General features: G+C 73.1%; 19 protein-coding genes. 10 read left to right on the top strand and 9 right to left on the bottom strand.

What is annotated here, in order from left to right:
- The first annotated feature begins 2 nt into the window (after positions 1-2).
- On the top strand, positions 3-1,232 hold the full coding sequence (locus tag ABT254_RS12590; protein ID WP_351467596.1) for a cytochrome P450: 1,230 nt from the start codon (positions 3-5) through the stop codon (positions 1,230-1,232).
- On the opposite strand, the gene ABT254_RS12595 is transcribed toward ABT254_RS12590, so the two are convergent.
- The 4 genes from ABT254_RS12595 to ABT254_RS12610 form a co-directional block, all read right to left on the bottom strand.
- Positions 1,222-4,320, bottom strand: coding sequence for an ATP-binding protein (locus ABT254_RS12595; protein WP_351467599.1), 3,099 nt, complete (start codon positions 4,318-4,320; stop codon positions 1,222-1,224). The genes ABT254_RS12590 and ABT254_RS12595 overlap by 11 nt on opposite strands.
- A gap of 130 nt (positions 4,321-4,450) precedes the next feature.
- A complete protein-coding gene (locus tag ABT254_RS12600; RefSeq protein ID WP_351467602.1) occupies positions 4,451-5,188 on the bottom strand; it encodes an FAD:protein FMN transferase in 738 nt (245 codons plus the stop codon).
- Positions 5,189-5,193: 5 nt separating this feature from the next.
- Positions 5,194-5,895 (bottom strand): FMN-binding protein, encoded by a 702-nt coding sequence (locus ABT254_RS12605; RefSeq protein ID WP_351467604.1) that lies wholly within the window; start codon positions 5,893-5,895, stop codon positions 5,194-5,196.
- A gap of 19 nt (positions 5,896-5,914) precedes the next feature.
- Positions 5,915-7,252, bottom strand: a complete 1,338-nt coding sequence (locus ABT254_RS12610) for a ferredoxin reductase family protein (RefSeq protein WP_351467607.1) — start codon at positions 7,250-7,252, stop codon at positions 5,915-5,917.
- 152 nt (positions 7,253-7,404) lie between these two features.
- Between ABT254_RS12610 and ABT254_RS12615 the strand changes: the two genes are divergently transcribed.
- The 4 genes from ABT254_RS12615 (at position 7,405) to ABT254_RS12630 (ending at position 11,109) form a co-directional block, all read left to right on the top strand.
- Complete coding sequence (locus ABT254_RS12615; RefSeq protein WP_344401905.1) at positions 7,405-8,094, top strand: response regulator transcription factor; 690 nt, start codon at positions 7,405-7,407, stop codon at positions 8,092-8,094.
- Complete coding sequence (locus ABT254_RS12620; RefSeq protein WP_351467611.1) at positions 8,091-9,530, top strand: sensor histidine kinase; 1,440 nt, start codon at positions 8,091-8,093, stop codon at positions 9,528-9,530. Before ABT254_RS12615 ends, ABT254_RS12620 begins: the two co-directional genes overlap by 4 nt.
- 88 nt (positions 9,531-9,618) lie before the next feature.
- On the top strand, positions 9,619-10,620 hold the full coding sequence (locus ABT254_RS12625) for an NAD-dependent epimerase/dehydratase family protein (protein WP_351467614.1): 1,002 nt from the start codon (positions 9,619-9,621) through the stop codon (positions 10,618-10,620).
- A 183-nt stretch (positions 10,621-10,803) separates the two neighbouring features.
- A complete protein-coding gene (locus tag ABT254_RS12630; RefSeq protein ID WP_351467617.1) occupies positions 10,804-11,109 on the top strand; it encodes a hypothetical protein in 306 nt (101 codons plus the stop codon).
- A 4-nt stretch (positions 11,110-11,113) separates the two neighbouring features.
- On the opposite strand, the gene ABT254_RS12635 is transcribed toward ABT254_RS12630, so the two are convergent.
- Together ABT254_RS12635 and ABT254_RS12640 are read right to left on the bottom strand one after the other, a co-directional pair.
- Entirely contained in the window at positions 11,114-12,226 is a 1,113-nt protein-coding gene (locus tag ABT254_RS12635) for a sensor histidine kinase (protein ID WP_351467619.1), read from the bottom strand.
- A gap of 2 nt (positions 12,227-12,228) precedes the next feature.
- Positions 12,229-12,966, bottom strand: a complete 738-nt coding sequence (locus ABT254_RS12640) for a response regulator transcription factor (RefSeq protein ID WP_351467621.1) — start codon at positions 12,964-12,966, stop codon at positions 12,229-12,231.
- A gap of 164 nt (positions 12,967-13,130) precedes the next feature.
- Here ABT254_RS12640 and ABT254_RS12645 point away from each other — a divergent pair, with 164 nt between their 5' ends.
- The 3 genes from ABT254_RS12645 to ABT254_RS12655 are packed head-to-tail and all read left to right on the top strand — an operon-like array spanning position 13,131 to position 15,312.
- Positions 13,131-13,808, top strand: a complete 678-nt coding sequence (locus tag ABT254_RS12645; RefSeq protein ID WP_351468072.1) for a glycosyltransferase family 2 protein — start codon at positions 13,131-13,133, stop codon at positions 13,806-13,808.
- Positions 13,805-14,416 carry a TIGR04282 family arsenosugar biosynthesis glycosyltransferase gene (locus ABT254_RS12650; RefSeq protein ID WP_351467624.1) on the top strand — a complete coding sequence of 204 codons (612 nt, stop codon included), beginning with the start codon at positions 13,805-13,807 and terminating at the stop codon, positions 14,414-14,416. Before ABT254_RS12645 ends, ABT254_RS12650 begins: the two co-directional genes overlap by 4 nt.
- Complete coding sequence (locus ABT254_RS12655; RefSeq protein ID WP_351467627.1) at positions 14,413-15,312, top strand: methyltransferase domain-containing protein; 900 nt, start codon at positions 14,413-14,415, stop codon at positions 15,310-15,312. Before ABT254_RS12650 ends, ABT254_RS12655 begins: the two co-directional genes overlap by 4 nt.
- 316 nt (positions 15,313-15,628) lie before the next feature.
- On the opposite strand, the gene ABT254_RS12660 is transcribed toward ABT254_RS12655, so the two are convergent.
- Positions 15,629-16,867, bottom strand: a complete 1,239-nt coding sequence (locus tag ABT254_RS12660; RefSeq protein ID WP_351467630.1) for a molybdopterin-dependent oxidoreductase — start codon at positions 16,865-16,867, stop codon at positions 15,629-15,631.
- 114 nt (positions 16,868-16,981) lie between these two features.
- Here ABT254_RS12660 and ABT254_RS12665 point away from each other — a divergent pair, with 114 nt between their 5' ends.
- Positions 16,982-18,334 carry a hypothetical protein gene (locus ABT254_RS12665; protein WP_351467633.1) on the top strand — a complete coding sequence of 451 codons (1,353 nt, stop codon included), beginning with the start codon at positions 16,982-16,984 and terminating at the stop codon, positions 18,332-18,334.
- A 97-nt stretch (positions 18,335-18,431) separates the two neighbouring features.
- On the opposite strand, the gene ABT254_RS12670 is transcribed toward ABT254_RS12665, so the two are convergent.
- Entirely contained in the window at positions 18,432-21,290 is a 2,859-nt protein-coding gene (locus ABT254_RS12670; protein WP_450748295.1) for an ATP-binding SpoIIE family protein phosphatase, read from the bottom strand.
- Positions 21,291-21,497: 207 nt separating this feature from the next.
- Positions 21,498-22,262: a sugar isomerase domain-containing protein gene (locus ABT254_RS12675; protein WP_351467638.1), complete on the bottom strand. Its 765-nt coding sequence runs from the start codon at positions 22,260-22,262 to the stop codon at positions 21,498-21,500.
- Positions 22,263-22,423: 161 nt separating this feature from the next.
- Here ABT254_RS12675 and ABT254_RS12680 point away from each other — a divergent pair, with 161 nt between their 5' ends.
- Complete coding sequence (locus tag ABT254_RS12680; RefSeq protein ID WP_123968103.1) at positions 22,424-23,308, top strand: MurR/RpiR family transcriptional regulator; 885 nt, start codon at positions 22,424-22,426, stop codon at positions 23,306-23,308.
- Positions 23,309-23,359 lie beyond the last annotated feature (51 nt).

The following is a 23,359-nucleotide window of genomic DNA, read 5'->3' on the forward strand; positions in this document are numbered from 1 at the left end:
AGATGACCACCGAGACCCCCGTCCACTTCACCCCCGAACTCGTCGAGAACCCGGTCGGCGCCTATGCCGCCCTGCGCACCCGCCCCGGCCTCGGCCACGTCGTCCTCCCCGGCCTGGACACCGCCGTACGGCTCGTCACCCGTCACGAGGACGTGAAGGCCGCGCTCACCGAACCGCGTCTGGTGCGGGACCGCTCGACGATCCCGGACTCCGAAATGCCCGATCCACAGGCCGAGTTGCTGGCCCAGGGCGCAGGCGGCCTCCCGGCCGAGTACGCGCAGTACCTCTCGGGCCACCTCGCGCTCTTCGACGGTGACGAACACACCAGACGCCGCAACCCGCTCACCCGCGCTTTCACCGCCCGCCGGGTCGCCGCGCTGCGCCCCTTCGTGGAGAAGACCGCACGGGAGCTGATCGAGACCCTCGCGGGGCGCGAACAGGCCGATCTGCTGGGGGAGTTCGCGTATCCGCTGAGCACCGCCGTCATCTGCGCGCTCGTCGGCGTGGACGCGGGCGACCAGGACAAGGTCTGCGGCTGGATCCGGGACTTCGCGTACGGCGACGGCAGCCGCGTCCTGGAAGGGCTCGGCGGCATCGTGGAGTACACGAAGGACCTGGTGGCGCGGCGCCGCGCCGAACCGGCCGACGACCTGGTCTCGGCGCTGCTGGCGGACGGCGGCATGACCGACGACGAGATCGTCACCACCTTCTTCCTGCTGATCAACACCGGGATCACCCCGCCCGCCCTGTTCCTCGCCCATGCCGTCCTCGCCCTCCTCGACCACCCGGACCAGCTGGAGCGGCTGCGCGCCGAGCCGGAGACGCTCGGCCGGGCGGTCCCGGAACTCCTGAGGTACGTCACGCTCGTCCGCATGGGAGCCACCCTGTACGCCACCGAGGAGTTCGTGTTCGCCGGCACCCGGCTGCGGAAGGGCGAGGCCGTCACGGTCGCCCTGTTCGCCGCCGACCACGACCCGGCGGCGTACGACGCCCCCGAACGTCTCGACGTCACACGGGAGTTCGGCCGGGGCGACGGCCACCTGGCCTTCGGGCACGGCCCGCACTACTGCATCGGCGCGGCGCTCGGCCGCCTGGTGACCGGCGTGGTCCTGGAGGAGCTCGTCGTACGACGGCCGGCCGCACCGGAGTTGGCGGTGGACCGGGCCGAGGTGCGGTTCGGGCACTGGCCCGGCGACGGCTTCCATCTGCTGGGTCTGCCGGTCAGGCTGTGACCCGCAGCAGCCCGAGGGCGGCCTCGCGCAGTCCCTCCGCGTCCAGGGCGGCGTACGTCGACACCGCGTCCTCGTAGGCCGCCCCGTCGGCGTTCCGGGCGTCCTCGCGGGCGCGTACCGAGGACATGGTGGGCTGGAAGTTGCGCAGGGCGCGGAAGCGTTCGGCGAGGGCGGTCAGACGGGCCCCGTGAGCGCCGTCGCCGTCGGCCAGGGCGACCGCGCCCAGGGCCAGCAGGAGCGCGCCGCACACCGGGAAGTCCACGGTCACGTAGTGCGGTGCGGCCGTCGGGCGGGTCAGCAGGGCGGTGAGGCGGGCGGGCAGCGCGGTGGCCAGCGGTGCCACCAGTTCGGTCCGGCCGTGCCGGGCGTGTGCGGTGAGGGCGACCGACTGGAGTTCCCACACCCAGCCCTCCATGACGAGTTCGTCGCCGAAGACCGGAGCCGAACCGTGCTCCAGCCGCTCCAGTGCCCGGCGCCACAGTCCGAGCCCCGTCTCGACGTCGCCCCGCGCGAGGGCCATCTCGGCGCGGGCGCCCAGGTCGGGGGTGAAGGCGTCGGAGGCGGTGCCCTCCGGCTGGTTCCGCAGCGCCTCCTCCAGCCAGTGCTCCGCCGCGTCGAGGTCACCGGTCTGCAGGTTGGCGAGCATCAGCCCCCACCGTACGCCGATCGTGTCGTTCCACTCGCCCAGGCTCTCCAGGGCCTCCAGCGCGCGCTCCATGGGAGCCAGGGCCTCGCCCCCACGCTCGGTCTGCAGGCACAGTTCGGCGAGACGGGAGGCCGGCCAGACCCGCAGCAGCGGGATGTCGACGTCGCCGAGCGCCTCGACCATGCGGCGGGCGGCGGCGAGCGCGAGGTCCGTGCGGTGCTCGCTCTCCCACACGTAGCCGGCCACGCAGTTGGCGACACCCGCGAGCAACGGCCGGTCGCTGTCGCACAGTTCGGCCAGTGCCGCATGGTCGGCGAGCACCCGCGGGAAGGCGCACAGCACCGCCGCGACGGCCCGCACGACCGTGTCCGGCTCGGCGGGCGGCAGCCGGCGCAGGGTGACCAGGGTGCGCACGGCGCCCGGTCCGACGCCCAGGAACAGGTTGGCGGTCAGCAGGGCGGCGGCGGTGCGCGTGGGCTCGACGTACTCGGGGCCGGGCCGGTAGTGCGACAGCGGCCGGGCGGTGTCCGCGGTGAGGGCGATCATCCGGGGGTAGTTGGTCTCCGTGGTCCACAGGCCGCCGAGCACGGCGGTGACCGCGGCGACGGTGTCGAGGTCGTCCCGGGCGAGCGCGAGGCGCAGCGCGTGGACGAGGTTGTCCTGCTCGGCGCGGATCTGCTGCCAGGACGCGAAGGGGTCGGTGCCGAAGGGCGCGTCGTGGTGGGCGGCGCCGAACTCCCTCGCCCAGCCCAGGAACCGCTCCGTGACGGACGCCTCGCGGTGCGCGGCGGCGAACTCACGAACCGTCTCCAGCATGCGGAAGCGGGAACCGTGGGCGGTGTCGGCGACCTTCAGCAGCGACTGGTCGACCAGCTCCTCCAGGGTCTCCCAGGCGTCGTCCACGAGTCGACCGGCCGCCTCGGCGGTGAATCCGGCCGGGAAGACGGAGAGGGCGGCCAGGGCGGAGCGTGTCGGCCCGTCGAGCAGGTTCCAGCTCCAGTCGACGACGGCGTGCAGGGTGCGGTGCCGCTGCGGGGCGTCCCGGGGGCCGCCCCGCAGCAGCGCGAAGCGGTCCTCCAGGCGGCGGGCGATCTCCGCGACGGACATCACCCGCACCCGGGCCGCGGCGAGTTCGACGGCCAAGGGAAGCCCGTCGAGACGGCGACACAGCGCGGCGACGGTGTCGGCGGGCATGTCGGCGTCAGGGCGGGCGGCGCGGGCGCGCTGCTCGAACAGCTCGACGGTGGTGGCGGGGTCCAGCTCGGGCAGCGGATAGACGGTCTCGGAGGACAGCCCGAGCGGCGCCCGGCTGGTGGTGAGGATCCGCAGGTCCCGGGTCCTCGACACCAGGGCCCGGACCAGGTCGGCGACGCCTTGCACCACGTGCTCGCAGTTGTCCAGGACGAGCAATGCGGGCCCGGAGCCGAGGATGCCGACGATGCCGGTGAACGGGTCGGCGCCGGAGGCGTCCAGCGCCGCGGCGACCTCGGCCGCGACGTCGGCGTCCCGGCGGACCCCGGCGAGCGGCACGAGGTGCACGACCCGTTGCTCGGCCTCCCGGGCGACGGCGCTCGCGAGGCGGGTCTTGCCGAGGCCGCCGGGTCCGACGACCGAGGTGACGCGGGCGCTGTGCAGCAGGCGGGTCACGGCGGCGACGTCGGCGTCCCGCCCGAGCAGCGGGTTGGGCTCGTGCGGAACACCGCGCCGTACGACGGGGGCCTCGCCGCGCAGCAGTTCCTGGTGGAGTTCCTGGAGGGCGGGCCCGGGGTCGGTGCCGAGCTCGTCGCGCAGGCGGCGGCGGTGGGCGTCGTACGTGGCCAGGGCGACGGCGCCGCCCGCGGTGGCCGTCTGGCAGCGCATCAGCTCCAGCAGGAGCTCCTCGTCGCGGGGGTGCGCGGCGGCCAGTTCGGCGAGGGGGCCGACGGCCTCGTCCCGGCGGCCGGTGCGCGAGAGCGCGAGGGCGTGGGAGCGGGCGAGGGCGTGACGGGTGGCGGCGCGTGCGGCGCGCAGTTCGCCGACGGGGTCGCCGAGGGCGCCCGCCGTGTCGGCCGGGGCGCCGTCCCAGAGGGCGAGCCCCTCCTCCGCCTCGGCGAGGGCGCCCGCGTGGTCCCCGGCCCGCGCCTTCTCGGCGGCCGCGGCGGCGAACAGCAGGACGGCGCAGGCGTCGACCTGGTCCTCGCGCAGGGTGAGCCGATAACCGGCGGGGGTACTGGCGACGACCCCGGCTCCCAGCTGCCGGCGCGCCCGCGACACCAGGATCTGCAGGGCCTTCGCCGGATTCTCCGGTTGCTCGTCCGGCCACAACCCGTCCACCAGCCGCCCGACCGCGCACCCGGCCCGCAACTCCCCGGCGAGCAACGCGAGCAACGCCCGCAGCCGCGGCGCGGTGATCTCCCGCCCGCCGAACGAGACGTCCGTCAGCAGCGTCAACTCGATGGTCACGGCGCCAGGTTAGTCAGCGCGACGACCACAGGCTCCCACCGAACAGCAAGCCCAGCGCCCACCGGGCACCACGAGCAGCGAGCCCGGCGACCGCCGAGTCACGCGGCCGACGAGTCACGCGGCCGACGAGTCACGCGGCCGACGACTCCGTGGTGATCGGAAAGCCTTCCGTGCGCAGCACCTGTTCGTCCGCGTCCACGGCGAAGACCTCGCAGCCCGGCAGTGAGGCGGCCCATTCGACGCCCGTCACCCCCAGCGCGAACGCCGCCGTCGCGACCGAGTCCGCCTCCGTCAGGGTGGCGGCCACGACGGTCAGACTGAGCAGCCCGGTGGCCGGGAGCCCGGTGCGCCCGTCGATGATGTGGTCGCCGCGCTCGTAGCGGGCCGAGGTGGCCACCGCCCCGTCGGTCAGCTCCAGGACGGTGCAGAGCTTGTCGGCGTACTCCGGGTGCCGTACGCCCACCCGCCAGGGGCCGCCGGCGGCGACCACGTCACCGCCGGCGTTCAGGACGAACCTCTGCGCCCCGGCCGCCTTCAGCAGCTCCGCCGCCCGCTGCACCGACCAGCCCTTGACCACCGCACAGGGGTCGAGCCCGCGGCCGGGCAGCCGTACGTCGAAGGCGCCGCCCGTCGCGATCCGGTAGTGCTCGCACAGGTCGAGCACCTCGGCCAGGTCGTCGCTGAGTTCGCCGCGCGCCAGCTCACCCCGGCCGTGGCGGGACACCTCGCTGTCCGGCTTGAAGGGGCTGAACCGGGCGTCGACCTCGCGCAACCACGCGAAGACCGCGTCGGCGGCCGACTCCAAAACGTCCTCGTCGTCGACCCGGAGCGAGACGGGGAAGCCCATGACGTGTTCGACGCCGTGCATCCGGATCAGCCCTTCGCGTCGATCGCGGCCTGGAGGGACTCCTTGTAGCCGTCGCTCGTGATCGTCGCGCCGGACACCGTGTCGATGTCAGCGCTCTGCGCCTTCAGCGTCTCCGCGACCAGCTTCGGCACCGCCGCCGCCGTCTGCGGATGGTTCGGCTGCTGCAACATCTTCACCGCGGTGATCTTCTCGCCGGAGAAGGTCACCTGCACCTGCACGGGGCCCTTCTCCGTCTCCACCGTCGAACCCGAAACCGTCTGCGCGGCGGAGGCGGAGGCCGAGGGGGACGCGGACGTCTTCGCGCTCGCACCGTTCGAGTCGATCGCGGCCTGGAGGGACTTCTTGTAGGCCTCGCTGGTGATGGTGGCGCCGGACACCGTGTCGATGTCAGCGCTCTGCGCCTTCAACGTCTCCGCGACCAGCTTCGGCACCGCCGCCGCCGTCTGCGGATGGTTCGGCTGCTGCAACATCTTCACCGCGGTGATCTTCTCGCCGGAGAAGGTCACCTGCACCTGCACGGGGCCCTTCTCCGTCTGGATCGTCGTGCCCTTGACGACCGTGCCGGACGAAGTGCCTGCGGAGGCGGACGCCGACGGCGTCGAGGCGGGTTCGGCGGTGGACGCCGTACCGCCGACCGACGGCTCGTAGCGCCAGACCGGGACCAGGCCCGCGATGCTCAGGACGACGACGGGGATGGCTCGCTTCACGATGTCTTTCCCGTCCTTCTCAGCCGGCCAGGCTGAAGCGCTCGAAGTGGATCTGCTGCTTGGGCACGCCCAGCTCGCCCAGGCTGCGCAGCACCGCGTTCATCATCGGCGGCGGACCGCACAGGAAGACGTCCCGGTCGCCGATGTCCGGCACCAGCCGCGCCAGCTCGCGCGGCGCCAGCTTGTCGGGGACCGGCGGTCCGGTGACCAGGTGCAGCTCGGCGCCCTTGGCCACCGCCAGCTCGCGCAGCTCCTCGTAGAGGACGGCGTCGCGGTCCGCGGCCACGCGGTAGATGACGACCGCGTGGCCCTCGATGTCCTCCAGGATGGCCCGGATGGGGGTGACCCCGACGCCGCCCGCGATCAGCAGGGAGGCGGACTTCGTACGGTGCAGCGTGGTGAAGGCGCCGTAGGGGCCCTCGGCGAACACACGCGTGCCGACCTTCACATGCCTCAGGGCGGCGCTGCCCTCGCCCGCCGCCTTGGCGGTGAGGCGCAGGGTGCGGCCGTCGGGGGCGGCGGAGAGGGAGAAGGGGTTGGCCTGCCACCAGCGGTCGCGGGTCAGGAACCGCCACAGGAAGAACTGGCCGGCCTGCGCGGGCATCCGGTCCAGGTCGCGCCCGGTCATGTAGATCGAGACGACGTTGTCGGACTCGTGAACGACCTCGGAGACCCGCAGCTGATGCCGCAGGTTCCGCCACAGCGGCAGGACCAGGCGGCCCAGGACGACCGCGCCGAGGGCCACGCCCCACACGCCGTACCAGTACGTCTTCGCGGCGGACGACGCGGTGAACGTCGTACCGACCGCGACCTGGTGCGTGAACGCGAGCACCACGGCGACATACGTGTAGAGGTGGATGAAGTGCCAGGTCTCGTAGGCGAGGCGGCGGCGGGCGTAGCGGGCCGAGACGGCGCCGACCACGAGGATGATGCCGAGCGCGACGATCGCGCGGAGCACGCCCTCCGTCGTCTCGGCGAGGTCGACGAGCTCGCTGACGGGGCCGACGCCCGCGCCGTCTGCGTAGCCGAAGCTGATGAAGACGGCGTGCGCGAGCAGCGTCCACAGCAGGGCGAAGCCGGTCCAGCGGTGCCAGGAGGTCAGCCGGTCCATGCCGATCCGGCGGTCCAGCCAGGGCAGCCGGGCCACCAGCACCAGCTGGAAAGCCATGATCAGGGCGCCGTACAGGCCGGTGAGGCGGCCGATGACGATCAGGGCGTTGGAGACGAAGCCCGCCTGGGCGAAGAAGTAGGCGACCACGGCCGCGTTCGCGGCGAGCACGGCGTACAGGCCCGTGCGGGCCACCACCCTGGGGCGTATCGCCGTGGGGGGCGCAGGGGGTGATTGGACGGTCGTCACGGGTCGGCAGCTCCTCGATCGGGTCCTGGGTGACCGAGCTTGGCTGGCGGGAGCTGTCGATAACCTGTCGTACAACTTACAAGTACTTATCGATGTGCCGGCTGTGCGCCCGACCACATGGTCCGACCGGGCGCGTACCGCACTATGAGCGGGTGGAAAAAGTACGCCTCCTGGTCGTGGACGACGACCCGCCCATCGCCGATCTCGTCGCGACCGTGGCCCGTTACGAGGGCTGGGACGCGGTCACCGCGAACTCCGGCGAGGAGGCGCTCCGGCTGGCCGGCGAGTTCCACCCTGACATCGTGGTGCTGGACCTGATGCTGCCCGACGTGGACGGCTTCGGTGTCCTGGACCGGCTGCGCGGCTCGGGCACGATGGTGCCCGTGGTGTTCCTGACCGCGCGGGACGGCGTCGCCGACCGGGTGGCGGGCCTGACCCGGGGCGGTGACGACTACCTGGTCAAGCCGTTCGCGGTGGAGGAGCTGATGGCCCGGCTGCGGACGGTGCTGCGGCGCAGCGCCGGGCCCGGCTTCCAGCGGTCCGTCCTCAGGGTCGCGGACCTGACGATGGACGAGGACACCCGCGAGGTGCGGCGCGGCGACAAGCTGCTCACGCTCACCCCCACCGAGTACGAGGTGCTGCGCTTCCTGATGCGCAAGTCGCCGACCGTGATGACCAAGGCGCAGATCCTCGACCATGTGTGGGAGTACGGCTTCGGGGGCCGTTCGAACGTCGTCGAGCTGGTCGTCAGCCGGCTGCGCCGCAAGCTGGACGACACGGGCGAGCCGCTGATCCAGACGGTGCGGGGCTTCGGGTATGTGATCCGGCAGGCGGCCGAGTGATCCGCCGGCTCCTCGGGTCGTACCGCAGGCTCCGCCTCGGCACCCGGCTGGCGCTGGGGCTCGGGGCGCTGGCGCTGGTGGTGTTCGCCGTGGTCGGCACGGCCCTGACGACCTATATGCGGGACTACCTGTCGAACCAGCTCGACGACCAGCTGGGGCTCGCCCAGGTCGCCCAGTCCAAGAACGTCGCGGAGACCGGCACCCTCCAGGGCAAGAAGTACTGGGGCTGGTACTACGCCGTGTACGACGTGTCGGGCGGCAAGGCGGTGCTCCGCAAGCCGGAGGAGGCCACCGACCTCCCCTCGGACATCGCGCCCCTCACCTCCCTGGCCAAGGCGCAGGGCGCCGCGGACACCGAGATCCTGCGCACCGCGCACCTCACCGGCGACGGCGACTACCGGCTGCGCGCCTGCGAGGTCGAGCCCGGTGTGGTCCTGGTCAGCGGCGCGCCGATGGCCGACATCGACGACACGGTACGGCGGCTGATCACGGTCCAGGTGGTGGCGTTCGGGCTGGCGCTGCTGGCGCTGGTGGTGTTCGGGCGCAGGATGCTCAAACGGGGTCTGAACCCGCTGAGCGACATGGCGCACACCGCGCACGGCATCGCCTCGCACGACCTGACCGAGTCGGCGGCCCGGCTGCCGCTGCGCGCCGACGAGCGGGGCGGCGGCCCGGAGGTCGAGGAGCTGCGCACCGCCTTCAACACCATGCTGGAGCACATCGACGACTCGCTGGCGGTGCGCGCGGAGGCCGAACAGCGGCTGCGCCGTTTCGTCGCGGACGCCTCGCACGAGCTGCGCACACCGTTGATGTCCGTACGGGGCTACGCGGACCTCTTCCAGTACGCCGCCGCCAACGCCCCCGAGGAGCGCGACAAGCACCTGGCCCGGCTGCGCGCCGAGGCGGCCCGGATGGGCGTGCTGCTGGACGATCTGCTGCTGCTCGCCCGCCTGGACGCGGCGGAGGTGGAAGCGCCGCTGCGGATGCAGGACACGGACCTGGTGGAGCTGGTGGACGAGGCGGCCGCCGCCTTCCGGGCGACCCATCCGCAGCGCCCCCTGAAGGTGATGTCCGGGCCGCCCTCGCTGAAGCTCCGTCTGGACCCGCACCGCATCCGCCAGGTCCTCGACAACCTGCTCACCAACGCGGCCGTCCACACGCCTGCCGGTACGCCGGTGTCGATGGCGGTGGAGGTGGCCGGGGGCAGCGCCGTCGTACGGGTCGAGGACGCCGGCCCCGGGATTCCGGCCGCCGACCAGGAACGGGTCTTCGACCGCTTCTACCGCGTCGACAAGGCCCGCAGCCGCGACCGGGGCGGCAGCGGGCTCGGCCTGTCGGTCGCCGGCTCCCTGGTCCGCGCCCACGGCGGCACGATCGAGCTGCGCAGCCGGCCGGGGTCGACGGTGTTCACGGTCGCGCTGCCGGTGCGGGCCTGACGCCGGGGGCTCCCAGAGGTCTTACGGACCCGTGACGTCCCGGGCGCGGCCCACGTGTCCCGGCAGGTCGCGGCCCTAGCGTGGCCGTATGCGAGTACTGGTCACCGGCGGGGCCGGGTTCATCGGGTCCCAGGTCGTGCGGGCACTGGAGGCACGCGGGCACGAACCGGTGGTGTACGACGTCCGGGCCGATCCCGCCTCGGACGTACGCAGTCCCACAGCCGTGCGCCGCGCCCTCACCGGGGTCGACGCCGTGTGCCACCAGGCGGCGATGGTCGGCCTGGGCACCGGCTTCGCGGACGCGGCCGACTACGTCTCCCACAACGACCTCGGCACCGCCGTCCTGCTCACCGCCATGGCCGAGGCGGGTGTACGACGGCTTGTGCTGGCCGGGTCGATGGTGGTGTACGGCGAGGGGCGTTACGCCTGCGCGCGGCACGGGGTGGTACGGCCGGGCCCGCGCACGGTGGCCGACCTGGACGCCGGCCGCTTCGAACCGCCGTGCCCGGTGTGCGGTGAGGCCCTGTCCCCCGGGCTGGTCGGGGAGGACGCCCCGGTCGACCCGCGCAATGTGTACGCGACGACCAAGCTCACCCAGGAACATCTGGCGGCGTCGTGGGCACGCGCCACGGGCGGCTCGGCGGTGTCACTGCGCTACCACAACGTGTACGGGCCGGGGATGCCCCGCGACACCCCGTACGCGGGCGTCGCCTCCTTCTTCCGCTCGGCGCTGGCCCGCGGTGAGTCCCCGAGGGTCTTCGAGGACGGCCGTCAGCGGCGGGACTTCGTGCAGGTGCGGGACGTGGCGGCGGCCAATGTGGCGGCGCTGGAGGCGGGTTCGGGCGAGGGGGCGCTGACCGCGTACAACACCGGCAGCGGCGAGGTGCACACCGTCGGCGAGATGGCTCGTGCGCTGGCCGCGGCGTACGGCGGCCCGGAGCCGGTCGTCACCGGGGAGTACCGGCTCGGCGACGTACGGCACATCACCGCGGACTCGGCGCGGCTGCGGGCCGAGCTGGGCTGGAAGGCCGAGGTGGGCTTCGAGGAGGGCATGCGGGAGTTCGCGCGGGCCGGAATGCGTGAGGCATAGGCCCCCGATGGACCGGTGGTGCTGCCCGCATTCACGAAGCGGCAGCGGGCAGCACCATCGCACACGGCAGCTGCCGTGGATGCGGGAGTTCACGCGGACGCACTGAGCGTGTCCACGCCGGGACGACGTCGTTGTCGTCGATCATGGCGCTGTTCGGTGCAAATCAGTTGAAAGGACCGCAGAATGCTCCGGAGTACTCTCCAGCCCACCCGCACCCGGATCGCCGCGCTGCTCGGCGCACCGGTGGTCGGCGTGTTCCTCCTCGCCCCGTCGGCCTTCGCGGACACGCCGCCGCCCGGCAAGAAGGTCGACAGCGCCACCGTCATCGACAGGGCCTGCAAGCACGCGAACGAGGACTCCGAGGACGCCGCGAACGGGACCTGCGAGAAGCTCGTCGCACCGCTCCTCTCGCACGCCATCGGCCCCGGCAGCGGGCTCACCTGCCGCGAGATCTCCGCGACCGACATCGAGTGCCGCCCCGAGAGGTGACCCTTCAGGCCTCCGCGAGTGGCAGGGTCACCTCGAAGCGGCAGCCGCCCGGGATGTTGCGGACCGTCGCGCGGCCCTGGTGCGCCTCCACGATGCCGCGCACGATGGCGAGGCCGAGGCCCGCCCCGGCCGGGGGAGTCCGGGCATGCGTGCCCCGCCATCCGGTGTCGAAGACGCGGGGCAGGTCCTCCTCCGGGATGCCGCCGCAGGCGTCCGTCACGGACACGACCACGCCGTCCTGTGAGCGCTCCGCGGCGATCGCCACCGTGCCGTCGGCCGGAGTCCGCCGGATGGCGTTGACCAGCAGATTGCCCAGTACCCGGCTCATCTCCCTGCCGTCCACCTCCACCGGCAGGGGCTCGACCCGGCCGCCGACCAGCCGTACGCCGTGCTCGCGGGCCAGCGGGTCGGCGCCCGCGAGCGCGTCGCCGACGAGGTCGTAGAGGGACATCCGGCTGGGGCTGAGCGCCAGCGTGCCCGCGTGGATGCGGGAGAGTTCGAAGAGGTCGCCGACCATGTCGTTGAGACGCTCGACCTCGGTGCGGATCTGCTTGAGGTAGCGGCCGGGGTCGGCGGCGACGCCGTCCTCCAGCGCCTCCGACATGGCGCGCAGCCCGGCGAGGGGGGTGCGCAGGTCGTGGGAGATCCAGGCGACCAGTTCGCGCCGGGAGGACTCCAGGGCTCGTTCGCGTTCCCGGGACTCCGCGAGTTTGGCGCTGGTGGCTTCCAACTCCCGGCTGAGGGCGGCGAGTTCGGCGGTGGCGGGACCGACGGGCGAGGTGAAGTCGCCGCCGTCGCCGAAGGAGCGGGCGGCCAGGGTGAGGGCGCGGCTGCGGGCGGCGACCCAGCGGCCCAGCAGCAGGGCGGTGGCCAGGGAGACCACCGCGGCCATCGCGACGACGGTCGTGACGACCTTCAGGTCGTGCCCGGACAGGAACATCGCCTGCGCGACCGCGAGGGTGCCCGCGAGCATCGCGGTGACGGCGACGGCGGCGACCACACCGAGGTGCAGGGCGAGCGAGCGGCGCCGGATCAGCAGCAGCACACAGGCGCCGAGCAGTCCGGCCGCGGCGGCGCCGAGGAAGGCGAACAGGGCGATGAGGAGGTTGGCGTGCATGGTCACGCCTCCGCTCGGGAGACGCCCTCAGTGACGTCTTCGGAGCCGTCGAAGCGGTAGCCGACGCCCCACACGGTCTGGATCAGCCGGGGCCTGCCCGGGTCGTCCTCGACCTTGCCGCGCAGCCGCCGCACATGGACGGTGACGGTCGACAGGTCGCCGAAGTCCCAGCCCCACACCTCCCGCATCAGGTCCTCGCGGCTGTAGACCCGGCCGGGGTGCCGCAGGAAGAAGGCGAGGAGGTCGAACTCCCGGATGGTGAGGGCGAGTTCGGCTCCGTTCTTGAGGGCACGGCGGGACGCCGGGTCGAGGGCGAGCCCGGCCGCCCGCAGCAGACCCGTCGGCTGGGAGGGCCGGGTGCGGCGCAGCACGGACTCGACGCGCAGGACCAGCTCGCGGGGGCTGAACGGCTTGGTGACGTAGTCGTCGGCGCCGACCTCAAGGCCCAGGATGCGGTCGTCCTCGTCGCCGCGCGCGGTGAGCATGATGACCGGCACCGGTCCGTGCCCCCGCATCCGCCGGCACACCTCCAGGCCGTCCATGCCGGGCAGCATCAGGTCGAGCACGACGAGGTCGGGCCAGTGTGCGGCGGCGCGGGCGAGCGCGTCGGGCCCGTCGCCGGCCCGGTCCACGACATACCCGGCGCGGTCGAGATACCCGGTGACGACCTCGGCGACGGTGGGGTCGTCGTCGACGACGAGGACCCGGGCGCCGCCCTGTCCGTACTGCTGCTGCTCCATGGAGCCAGCCTCGCACCCCTCGCGCGCGTAAGCCGCCGTCCGCCCCCTGACGTCCTTGTTTCGTAAGGAGCCGAAGCCCGATTTGTCCGATTCCCGTTCGTAGGGTGAGTGCCGTGACGCCCCCTTCCGACAAAGACGTATCCGACGTACGAGAACCGGGCGCGATGTCCGTGGACGTCGTACTCCCCTGCCTCGACGAGGCCGAGGCGCTGCCGTGGGTGCTGGAGCGCATCCCGCCCGGCTGGCGCGCGCTCGTCGTGGACAACGGCTCCACCGACGGCTCGGCGGACCTCGCCCGCACGCTCGGCGCGAGTGTCGTGCCCGAGGCGCGGCGCGGCTTCGGCGCCGCCTGCCACGCGGGCCTGACGGCGGCCACGGCGGACATCGTCTGCTTCTGCGACTGCGACGCCTCGCTGGACCCGGCCGACCTGGTGCCGTTCGTGGAGCGGATCCGGGCCGGGGAGGCCGACCTGGTGCTGGGCCGGCGCCGGCCGCGGACACTCGGCGCCTGGCCGATGCACGCCCGCGCGGGCAACCTCGCCCTCGCCCGTCTCCTCCGCCGCCGCACCGGCCTGCGCCTTCGCGACCTGGGCCCGCTACGGGCCGTCCGCCGCGAGCCGCTGCTGTCCCTGGCCCTCACGGACCGCCGCAGCGGCTACCCCCTGCAGATGGTCGTCCGTGCCGCCGACGCGGGCTGGCGGATCGCCGAGTACGACGTCCCCTACCGCCCGCGCGCGGGTGCCTCCAAGGTGACCGGCACCTGGCGCGGCACCTGGCAGGCGGTGCGGGACATGAGCCGGGTGCTGGCCGAACCGCCGGTCCGGGAAGGAGCCCGCCCGTGACCACCACCCTGCTGGTCATCGCCAAGGAGCCGCGGCCCGGGCGGGTCAAGACCCGCCTGACGCCGCCGTTCACACCCGAGGAGGCCGCCGGGCTGGCGGAGGCGTCCCTCGCGGACACCCTGGACACCGTCGCCCGGACCCCCGCCCACCGCCGGGTCCTGGTCCTGGAGGGCGAGCCGGGCCCCTGGCTCCCGCCCGGTTTCGAGGTCGTACGGCAGTGCCCGGGCGGCCTCGACGAACGCCTGGCCGCCGCCTTCGCGCACTGCGACGGCCCGGCCCTGCTCATCGGCATGGACACGCCCCAGGTGACACCGGAGCTGCTGACCGCCGACTTCGCCGACTGCGACGCGTACTTCGGCCTCGCGGAGGACGGCGGCTTCTGGGCCCTGGGCCTGGCCGACCCGGACCCGGCGCTCCTCCTCGGCGTCCCGATGTCGACCCCCCACACGGGCGCCGTCCAGCGCGCCCGGCTGGCAGGACTGCGCGTACGGGACCTGCCGCGTCTACGGGACGTCGACACGGCGCACGACGCCGAACTGGTCGCCAAGGCGGCACCGGGCGGCCGGTTCGCGACCGCGCTGGAGCGGCTCACGGAGGCCGGCCGATGAGCGGCACGACGGAACTGGCGGCACGGATCGGACGACAGGCGGGAGCTCCGCCGGACCACGGCACCTGGTCCTCCGACCCCTACACCCACGCCCTGCGCACCGGCCGGGGGCCCCTGTTCCTGCGACGCACCGACGGCTGGCTGCTCCAGCTGGAGGTGGAGCGCTGGTGCGCGGAGGCCGACGCGGCCGACCTGGAGGTACTACGCCGCTGCGAGGGCCCGGTACTGGACGTGGGCTGCGGTCCCGGCCGCCTGATCGCGGCCCTGAACAGGCAGAACGAAGCCCGCTACGGCTCGGCACCGTCCCTGAGGGGCGCCGGGCTGCGTCGATCAGCGGCTGCGCCGCGGGGCGCGACCGGCCACGACGGCGCAGCGGACGACGGACGGCCTCTCCCGGCGCTGGGCATCGACGTCAGCGAAGCCGCCGTCAGCCACACGGTCGCCCGCGGCGGCAACGCCCTGCACCGTTCCGTCTTCGAGCCGCTCCCCGCCGAGGGCCACTGGGGCACCGCCCTCCTGATCGACGGCAACATCGGCATCGGCGGCGACCCGCGCGCTCTGCTCGCCAGGATGTCCCAACTCCTCACCCCGGGCGGCCTGTTGATCGTGGAGACGGTCCCGGACCCGGACGTCGACGAACGGGTCCGGGTCCACGTCACCGACGCCCGGGGCGCCGCCGGACCCCCCTTCCCCTGGGCCCGGCTCGGCACATCCGCCCTCCTGCGGCACGCGAACCGCTGGCGCGCCGTCGATCAGTGGACGGCCGGCGGCCGCTGTTTCGTCGCCCTGCGCAGCCGCAGCAGGAACAGCACCGCCGAACCGCCGAAGAGCACGGCCGTCAGCAGCAGCCAGCGGGACAGGAAGCGGTCCGCGGACAGGCCGGTGGCGGACGCGTAGCGTGCCGTCACCTGCCCGCCGATCAGCGGGAACCAGACCAGCAGAAGCAGCAGCGACAGGGCGGCCGGCACCCGGACGTACCCCACCCACCCGCGCCGCGGGCCCGCCGCCTTCACGAGGGCGCGGTCCGCCGCCGCGTACAGCGGCAGCAGCACCAGGTCGTGCAGCAGCGCCGCGCCCACGAACCACAGCGCGACCCCGAACCAGTCCCCCGCGAGCAGTTGCACCCCCGCATAGGCGGCGAGCGCGAACGAGCAGGCCAGCAGCAGGATCTGGAGCGGGCTGCCGAGCGGCAGCGCGAACCGGGGGCGCCTCATCACAGGTCTCCGAACGTCATCCGCGCCACCCACTTGGTGTTGAGCACACCGGGCGCCGCGGGCACGATGACCCGTGCCGGATGGCCGTGGTCGGGGGTCAGCTCCTCGCCGTTGACGAACAGGGCGAGCAGGGAACGCGGGTCGGCGACCTGGTTGGCGCGCAGGGCGGCCCGCCGGAACGCGCCGTGCCGTTGCAGCGACTCCACGAAGACGTCCGGCGGATCGCCCTCGTACCCGACGAGGGCCGCGAGGTCCCGCAGCCGCACACCCCGCCACCACTGGTCGGAGGTCGACCAGCCCTCGACGCAGGCAATCGGCAACGCCGAGCTGTGCAGCGGGAGTCGAAGCAGATCGGCGCGGCTGAGCCGGACGGTGCCCGTGCGCCCGCCGACGGTCAGCCGCCACGCGTCCTCGCTCCGCTCGGCCGCACTGATGCCGGCGTACGCGGCGGTCTTGTTGATCTGGAAGCCGCCCGGCCCACTGCCGGGTTCGGCGCCCCCGTGCGGGGCGAGAACCGCGGACCACCGCAGCCCGTCGAAGTCCTGCCCGACCGTCGTGCCGAACAGCAGCAGCGAGCCGCCCCCGACCAGCCCGAGGGCGCCCCGCCGGGAGACGGTCGGGGGATCGGGGTCCGGAGACACCAACTCGCGTTCCTCCTCGGTCGGTTGGCGTGGCTGACGCATACCGCGCAGATTGCGCAGGGCCGCCGGGGTCTTCAGCACCGCGTGGGCGACGAACGCGGCGAAGAAGACCCACGCCCCGTAGAAGTGCAGCGGGTAGAAGGAGCCCGGGAAGACATAGTCGAGCTGGACGTTCAGCACGCCGGTGACGAACTCGAACAGGCCGCCGCCGACCAGCAGCAGCAACGAGATCCGCTCCAGGGCATGCGCGAGGGAGCGCGCGGGCGGCAGCGTGAACAGCTTCGGCACCACCGACCACAGCTTGGCCAGCAGCACGGGAATCAGAGTGATCCCGAGGGTGACGTGCACGCCCTGGGTGAGCCGGTACAGCCAGTGCGGATCGGTCGGCCAGGAGAAGAGATAGAAGCCGAGGATCCCCTTGTCGGGGGTCTTGTCGTTCACCCGCGCCAGGTCCGGGTTGTAGGCGGCGTACGACAGCAGTCCCGTCACGAACAGCACGGTGATGCCGCCGAGCAGGACGATGCCGAGGACCGAGGTGAACCACGGGCCGCGCAAGGGGCTGCGCCAGAAGGAGGGCGAGAAGGGAGTCCGTCTCATGCCCCGACCGTAGGTCCGGCGCACCCCCGAAACGGGTCCGCGAACCATGACGAAACTCTGACGTCCGTGCATGTCAGCCGTCCGGTCGAGGCCCCGCGGCCTAGCGTGTGCGCCGTGAACCGCGACCTGAGCCGAGACCTCTACGCCGCCGCGGCCGCCGCACTGCTCGTCGTGACGGCCGCGGTCGTCGGCACCGGAATCGAGCACCGCGACGGCTCACTCCGCGTCGCGTGGCCCCCGCTCCTGGCGACCTGGGACCCGCACATCGGCCCCGGCACCCCGGCGGCGATCGCCGTCGCGGCGGCCGTGGTGGCCTACGGCCCCACGCTCGCCGCCCGCCTGCCCTGGCGCCCTCTGCTGCTCGCGACCTGGGGGACGGCACTGGCGTGGACGTGGTCCCTCGCCCTGGTCGACGGCTGGTACCGCGGCATCGCCCAACAGCTGACGACCCGCTACGAATACCTCCAGGTCATCGACCGCTTCCACGACGTCCCCGCCACCTTGCGGGACTTCACCCACCACATCATCGGCGGCCTCCCCGGCAGCTGGCCCGCGCACGTGGCAGGCCATCCCCCGGGAGCCACCGTCACCTTCGTCCTCCTCGACCACCTCGGGCTGCGCGGCGGCGGCTGGGCGGGCGCCTTCGTCATCACCATCGGTACGACCGCGGCGGCCGCGGTCCTGATCGCCGTACGGGCACTGACCGACGACCACCTCGCCCGGCGCGCGGCCCCCTTCCTCGCCCTGGCCCCGGCGGCGGTGTGGGTGGGGACCTCCGCGGACGGCTACTTCACGGCGGTGGCCGCCTGGGCGACCGCGCTGCTGGCCCTGGCGGTGACGGGCCACCACCCGCGCTGGACGGGCCTCGCCTCGGGTCTCCTCTTCGGGCTGACCGCCTACCTCTCCTACGGGCTCACCCTCTTCGCCCTGATCGCCGCCGCGGTCCTCCTCCACGGCACCCTCCCCCACTCTCGGCTCCGCTCGAGCGGGGGGACCCCCATGCCCCGCCCCCTCCCCTTCCTCCTCACCGGACTGGCCGTGGTCCCGGCCGTGTTCACGGCGCTGGGCTTCAACTGGTGGGAGGCGTACGGCCTGCTGGTCACCCGCTACTACCAGGGCGCGGGCGGCGTCCGCCCCTACGGCTACTGGGTGTGGGCCAACCTGGCCTGCACGGTCTTCATCGTCGGCCCGGCCACCGCCGCGGGCCTGCGCCGCACGGCCACCACCCTCACCCACCGCACCCAGGCCCCCGCCTTCCGCCTGGCCGTCCTGGTGACCGCCACCCTCCTCGCCCTCCTGATCGCCGACGCCTCCGGCATGAGCAAGGCGGAGACGGAACGCATCTGGCTCCCGTTCGCCATGTGGCTCCTGCCGAGCTGCGCGTTCCTGACAGGGGCACGCGGCTGGCTGGCGGCACAGGCCGTGCTGGCGCTGCTCGTAAATCACCTGCTGCTGACGGGCTGGTGACCCGCGCCCCGATAGGGGCGCGGGGAACTGCGCGACAAGCCACGACGACGCCGCGGACAAAAGTCGACCCAGCGCGGCACAACCCGCGGAGCGCACCTCACGGCAGTGCCTGCTCCGTCCAGATCACCTTGCCGTAAGGCGTATACCGCGTCCCCCACCGCTCGGTGAGCTGAGCAACCAGGAACAGCCCCCGCCCGCCCTCGTCCTCCGAACGAGCGCGCCGCAGCCGCGGCGACGTACTGCTCCCGTCCGAGACCTCGCACAGCAGCGCGCGATCGCGCAGAAGACGGAGCTGCACCGGCCCGGTGGCATGACGGATGGCATTGGTGACGAGTTCGCTGGCGACCAGTTCGGTCGTGAAGGCGAGTTCGTCCAGCCCCCACGCGGCGAGCTGACCGGTGACCGCGGTACGGGCACGGGAGACGACCGCAGGGTCACTGGGCAGCACCCACTCGGCGACCCGTTCCCGGCCGAGGACGTGAGTCCGGGCGACCAGCAGCGCCACGTCGTCGCTCGGCCGGTCCGGCAGCAGCGCGTCGAGGACCGCCTCGCAGGTGTCCTCCGGTGACCTGCCGGGAACGGCCAGGACGCTGCTCAGCCGGTCCAGGCCGGAGTCCATGTCGCGCAGCCGGTCCTCGACCAACCCGTCGGTGTAGAGCACGAGTTGGCTGCCCTCGGCGAGTTCCAGCTCGACGGTCTCGAAGGGCATGCCGCCGAGGCCCAGGGGCTGGCCGGGTGGCAGGTCGACGAACTCGACCGTGCCGTCCGGGGCAACGACCGCGGGCAGGGGGTGCCCGGCGCGGGTGAGGGTGCAGCGCCGGGACACCGGATCGTAGACGGCGTAGAGACAGGTCGCTCCGACGATGCCGGAGTCGGCCTGGGTGCTCTCCACCGCCCAGCCCTCGCCGTGGTCGAGCCGTCCGACCAGGTCGTCGAGGTGGGTGAGGAGGTCGTCGGGCGGCATGTCCAGGGAGCAGAAGTTGTGCACGGCGGTACGCAGCCGGCCCATGGTGGCGGCGGCGTGCAGGCCATGGCCGACGACGTCCCCGACGACCAGGGCGACGCGGGCGCCGGACAGCGGGATGACGTCGAACCAGTCGCCGCCGACTCCGGCCTGCGCCGGCAGATAGCGGTAGGCGACCTCGACGGCGCTCTGCTCCGGGCGGCCCCTGGGCAGCAGGCTGCGTTGCAGGGCGAGGGCGGTGTTGTGCTCGCGGGTGTAGCGGCGGGCGTTGTCGATGCAGGTCGCGGCGCGCAGGACCAGCTCCTGGGCGAGGGAGAGGTCGTCGTCCTCGAAGGGGGCGGGCCGCTCCGAGCGGTAGAAGCTGACCACGCCGAGCGTGGTGCCGCGGGCCCGCAGCGGCACGGTGATCAGGGAGTGGACGCCCGCCGCGAGCACCCGCCCCATCCGCTCGGGATCCTGCGCGATCCAGCCGCCCGCCTCCGCCAGGACGGGCTCCATGACGGACTGCGTGAGCTCCAGACAGCGGGCCTGCGGCGTGGACGGGACGTACTCGACGGCGTCGCCGACGTCGTACAGATTCGCGGGCTGCTTGCGTACGGCGCGGATGGCGACCCGGCGCAGCGCCGTCCGGCCGCCGAGCGCCACCGGCTCCTCGCCGCGCAGCACCGCGTCGGGCAGGTCGACGGCGACGAAGTCGGCGAACCGGGGCACGGTCACCTCGGCGAGTTCCTCCGCGGTGCGGGTGACGTCGAGGGTGGTGCCGATCCGCACGCCCGCGTCGTGCAGCAACTCCAGCCGCCTGCGCGCGAGTACGGCCAGCCGGCCGACGCCGGGCTCCCCTACGAGCAGCAGCCGGCTCTCCACGCCGTCGCGGATGTCGCCGACGGTTTCGGCGGGCTGTGGCGGCGGGGCCGGAGGTACGACGGCCCGTACGACGACGGAGGGCCGGGAGACCGTCGGGGCCGTCGCCTCGCGCCCGGCCACCGGTGTCCCGTTCGTCCCCGGGGTCGCCACCGGCACCGGCCCGGCGACCGGTGGCGACGTCGGTAGCCCCAGCCCGCTGAGCCGTGGCCCGCCCAGGATGCGCGCCTCCACCGCGACGCCCGTCTCCCCTGCCGCGCCCATGACCTGACGCCGCAGCAGCGTGGCGATACGGCCGCCCGAGAGGGGAACCTCGTCGAGGGTGCGGCCCGGCGAGGCCATGAGTTCCTCGGCCCGCTCGCGCAGTACGGCCAGGTCGATCCGCCCTAGGCCGTCGCCGTCGTACCCGCCGCGGTCGCCGTCGCCCGGCGCCGGACGGCCGGGCGGGCGTGCCGCTCCGCGCACGTCGAGGGCGGCCCGCCGGTAGGCGGCGAGGAGTGCGCGTTCCCGTTCCGTGGCCTGTTCGAGGAGGCGGCCCTCGATGTCCCGGGCGGCCGCCCGGACCAGCCGCAGCATGGTGATGTCGCCGTCGTCGCGCAGGCAGGTGAGGTCCAGGACGGCCTCGATGCGGCCGCTCAGCGGATTGCGGACGGGTGAGCCGGCGCAGGCGAAGGGCTGCAGACAGTCGGCGAAGTGCTCACGGCCGACGACATAGATCGGTCCGCGCTCGGCGAGGGCGGTGCCGACGCCGTTGGTGCCGACCACCGGCTCGGAGGCGTCGAAGCCCGGGGCGAAGTTCACCTCGTCCAGCCGGTCGCGCAGCCGCAGGTCGCCGTCGAGGCGCCGCACCATGCGGCCCCGTGCGTCGCACAGCGCGATCGACATGCCCATTTCCGCCAGGGAGGCGCTCAGTTTCGTCAGCACCGGGTCGGCCGCGCGCAGGAACCGTTCGTCCAGCGTCAGGCCCTGCTCATAGGAGACGAGCAGATGGCCGGGTTCCAGCCCCGCGGAGCGGCAGCGCTTCCAGGATTCGAGCACCGAACCCCGGACGTCCGCCTCGACCCGCGCACCCGCCAGGAAACGTTCGTGGGCATCGACGAGTCCGCCGATGTCGTCCCAGGCGACGGACACCGAGATCACTTCCTTACCTGGAGCAGGCCCGGTCACGCACCGCCGATCGGCACGCCCGGGCGTGGTCCTCCAAGCGCTTTCACCCTAGCTCCGCTGTGACCCACACCACAACATCACGCACTTCCGCCCGAAGACGGAGATCGGCTCCTACAGCGGCTCCGCCGCGGGGCGCGCCCGGCCCCCGCAGAGCCGCAGACACACTGAGGCCTAACTGGCGGTACGCCGAATCCTCCCGGCGTACCGCTTCTCCAACTCCAGGTTCCCCTCGAACCCACCGGGCACATTGGCCGACACATACACGGGCGGCCGCTCACCGGACTCGAGCAGCAGCTTCGAAGCCTCGGCGACAGCCATCTGCACCAACATCACCCCGGTGAGGGTGGACAGCGCGCAAACCGCCCCGCCCCCGGGAAGCTCCAGCAACGCGTCCCCCCGCGGCGCCCGGTTGTCCAGCACGACATCGGCCAGATCGGCGAGCTTCTTCCCGCTCGGGTGGCCGGCGGGGACGGCCCTGGTGTGGGTGAGGGAGGTGATGGCCAGAATGCGGTGCCCCCGCTCCTTGGCGGCCAGCGCCATCTCGACGATCACGTTGTTGACGCCGGAGTTGGAGATGATCACGAAGAGGTCCTGGGGGCTCGGCGCCGCAAGGTGGTAGAGCCGCTCGGCCACACCGGGCTCGCGCTCCAGGAGCGGATCGTCGAGAACGCTCGGGGCGTCACCGCCGTACAGGACGAGGTCGGCGATCTGGAGCCGGTTGGTGGGGACCAGACCGCCCGCCCGGCCCGCGACTTCGAGAACCAGCGCCTGGGAGTGGCCGGTGCCGAAGGCCTGGATCACGCCGTCCGAGCGGACGCAGTCGGCGATCAGTCCGGCGGCGGCCGCCACCTCCTCGCGTGCGGACTCGGTGATCTTCGCCAGGACGGCCAGGCTCTCCTGTGCGAAGCCCTCCGCGCTCACAGACTCGACGGACACGCGACACTCCCCACTGGTGGATTGAACCACCCCACCCGACTCCATAGATGAATCAATAAATCACATGGGTCATGCAGCAAGCAATGCGACGGTGCCGTGGCTCGCTTTCGTGGTCCTGGTATTCAATCCATCCGCCTATGGGTGGCTGATACCTTCTCTTCATGCCCTCGACGGACGTCACCACACTGATCCGCACCGAGCTTCCCCGGCTGGCCGGATCCCTTCGCAAGGTCGGCGAGCTGATCCTGGAGGATCCGGCCGCCGTGACCCACTGCTCGGCCGCCGAGCTGGGCCGCCGCACCGGCACCTCCCAGGCGACGGTGACCCGCTTCTGCCGCGCCATCGGCCTCGACTCCTATCAGCATCTGCTGATCGAGCTGGCCCAGGAGCGCGGGCGCGGCGAGGTCTCCGACTGGGGCTCCGCCGAGATCGGGCCGGACATCTCGCCGGACGACAGCCTGGAGCGGGTCGTCCAGGTCGTCGGCAGCGCCGACCTGCGTGCGATCCAGCAGACCATCGACCGGATCGACCTCGACGCGGTCGAGCGCGCGGCCCAGGCGCTGGCCAAGGCCCGGCGGATCGATGTGTACGGCGTCGGCGGCAGCGGCACGGTGGCACAGGAGACCGAGACCCGGCTGTTCCGCATCGGCTGCGCGGTCCGGGGCTGGACCGAGGTGCACGGCGCGGCCACCTCCGCGGCCCTGCTCACACCGGCCGACGTGGCCATCGGCATCTCCCACTCCGGTGCCACCCGCGAGACCCTCGAACCGTTCGAGATGGCCAAGGAGCGCGGCGCCACCACCGTCGCCATCACCACCGACCCGCGCTCGCCGCTCGCCCGGGCCGCCGACATCCGGCTCATCTCGGCCACCTCGGAGACCAGCTTCCGCACGGGCAGCATCGGCGGCCGGCACTCGGTCCTGATGATCGTCGACTGTCTCTACGTCCGGGTCGGCCAGCTCTCCTACCAGCGAGCCAGCGCCTCGCTCGCCCTCACCGACCACATCGCCCCGCAGCATGCGGTGAAGTCGCGCCGGACGAGGTGAAACCGGCCCGTTATGCATGGATGAACCACCGAGAATGCGTGAAGGTGGTTG

The organism is Streptomyces sp. NPDC001137 (assembly GCF_040298885.1).
In the GTDB taxonomy this organism is placed as follows: Bacteria; Actinomycetota; Actinomycetes; order Streptomycetales; family Streptomycetaceae; genus Streptomyces.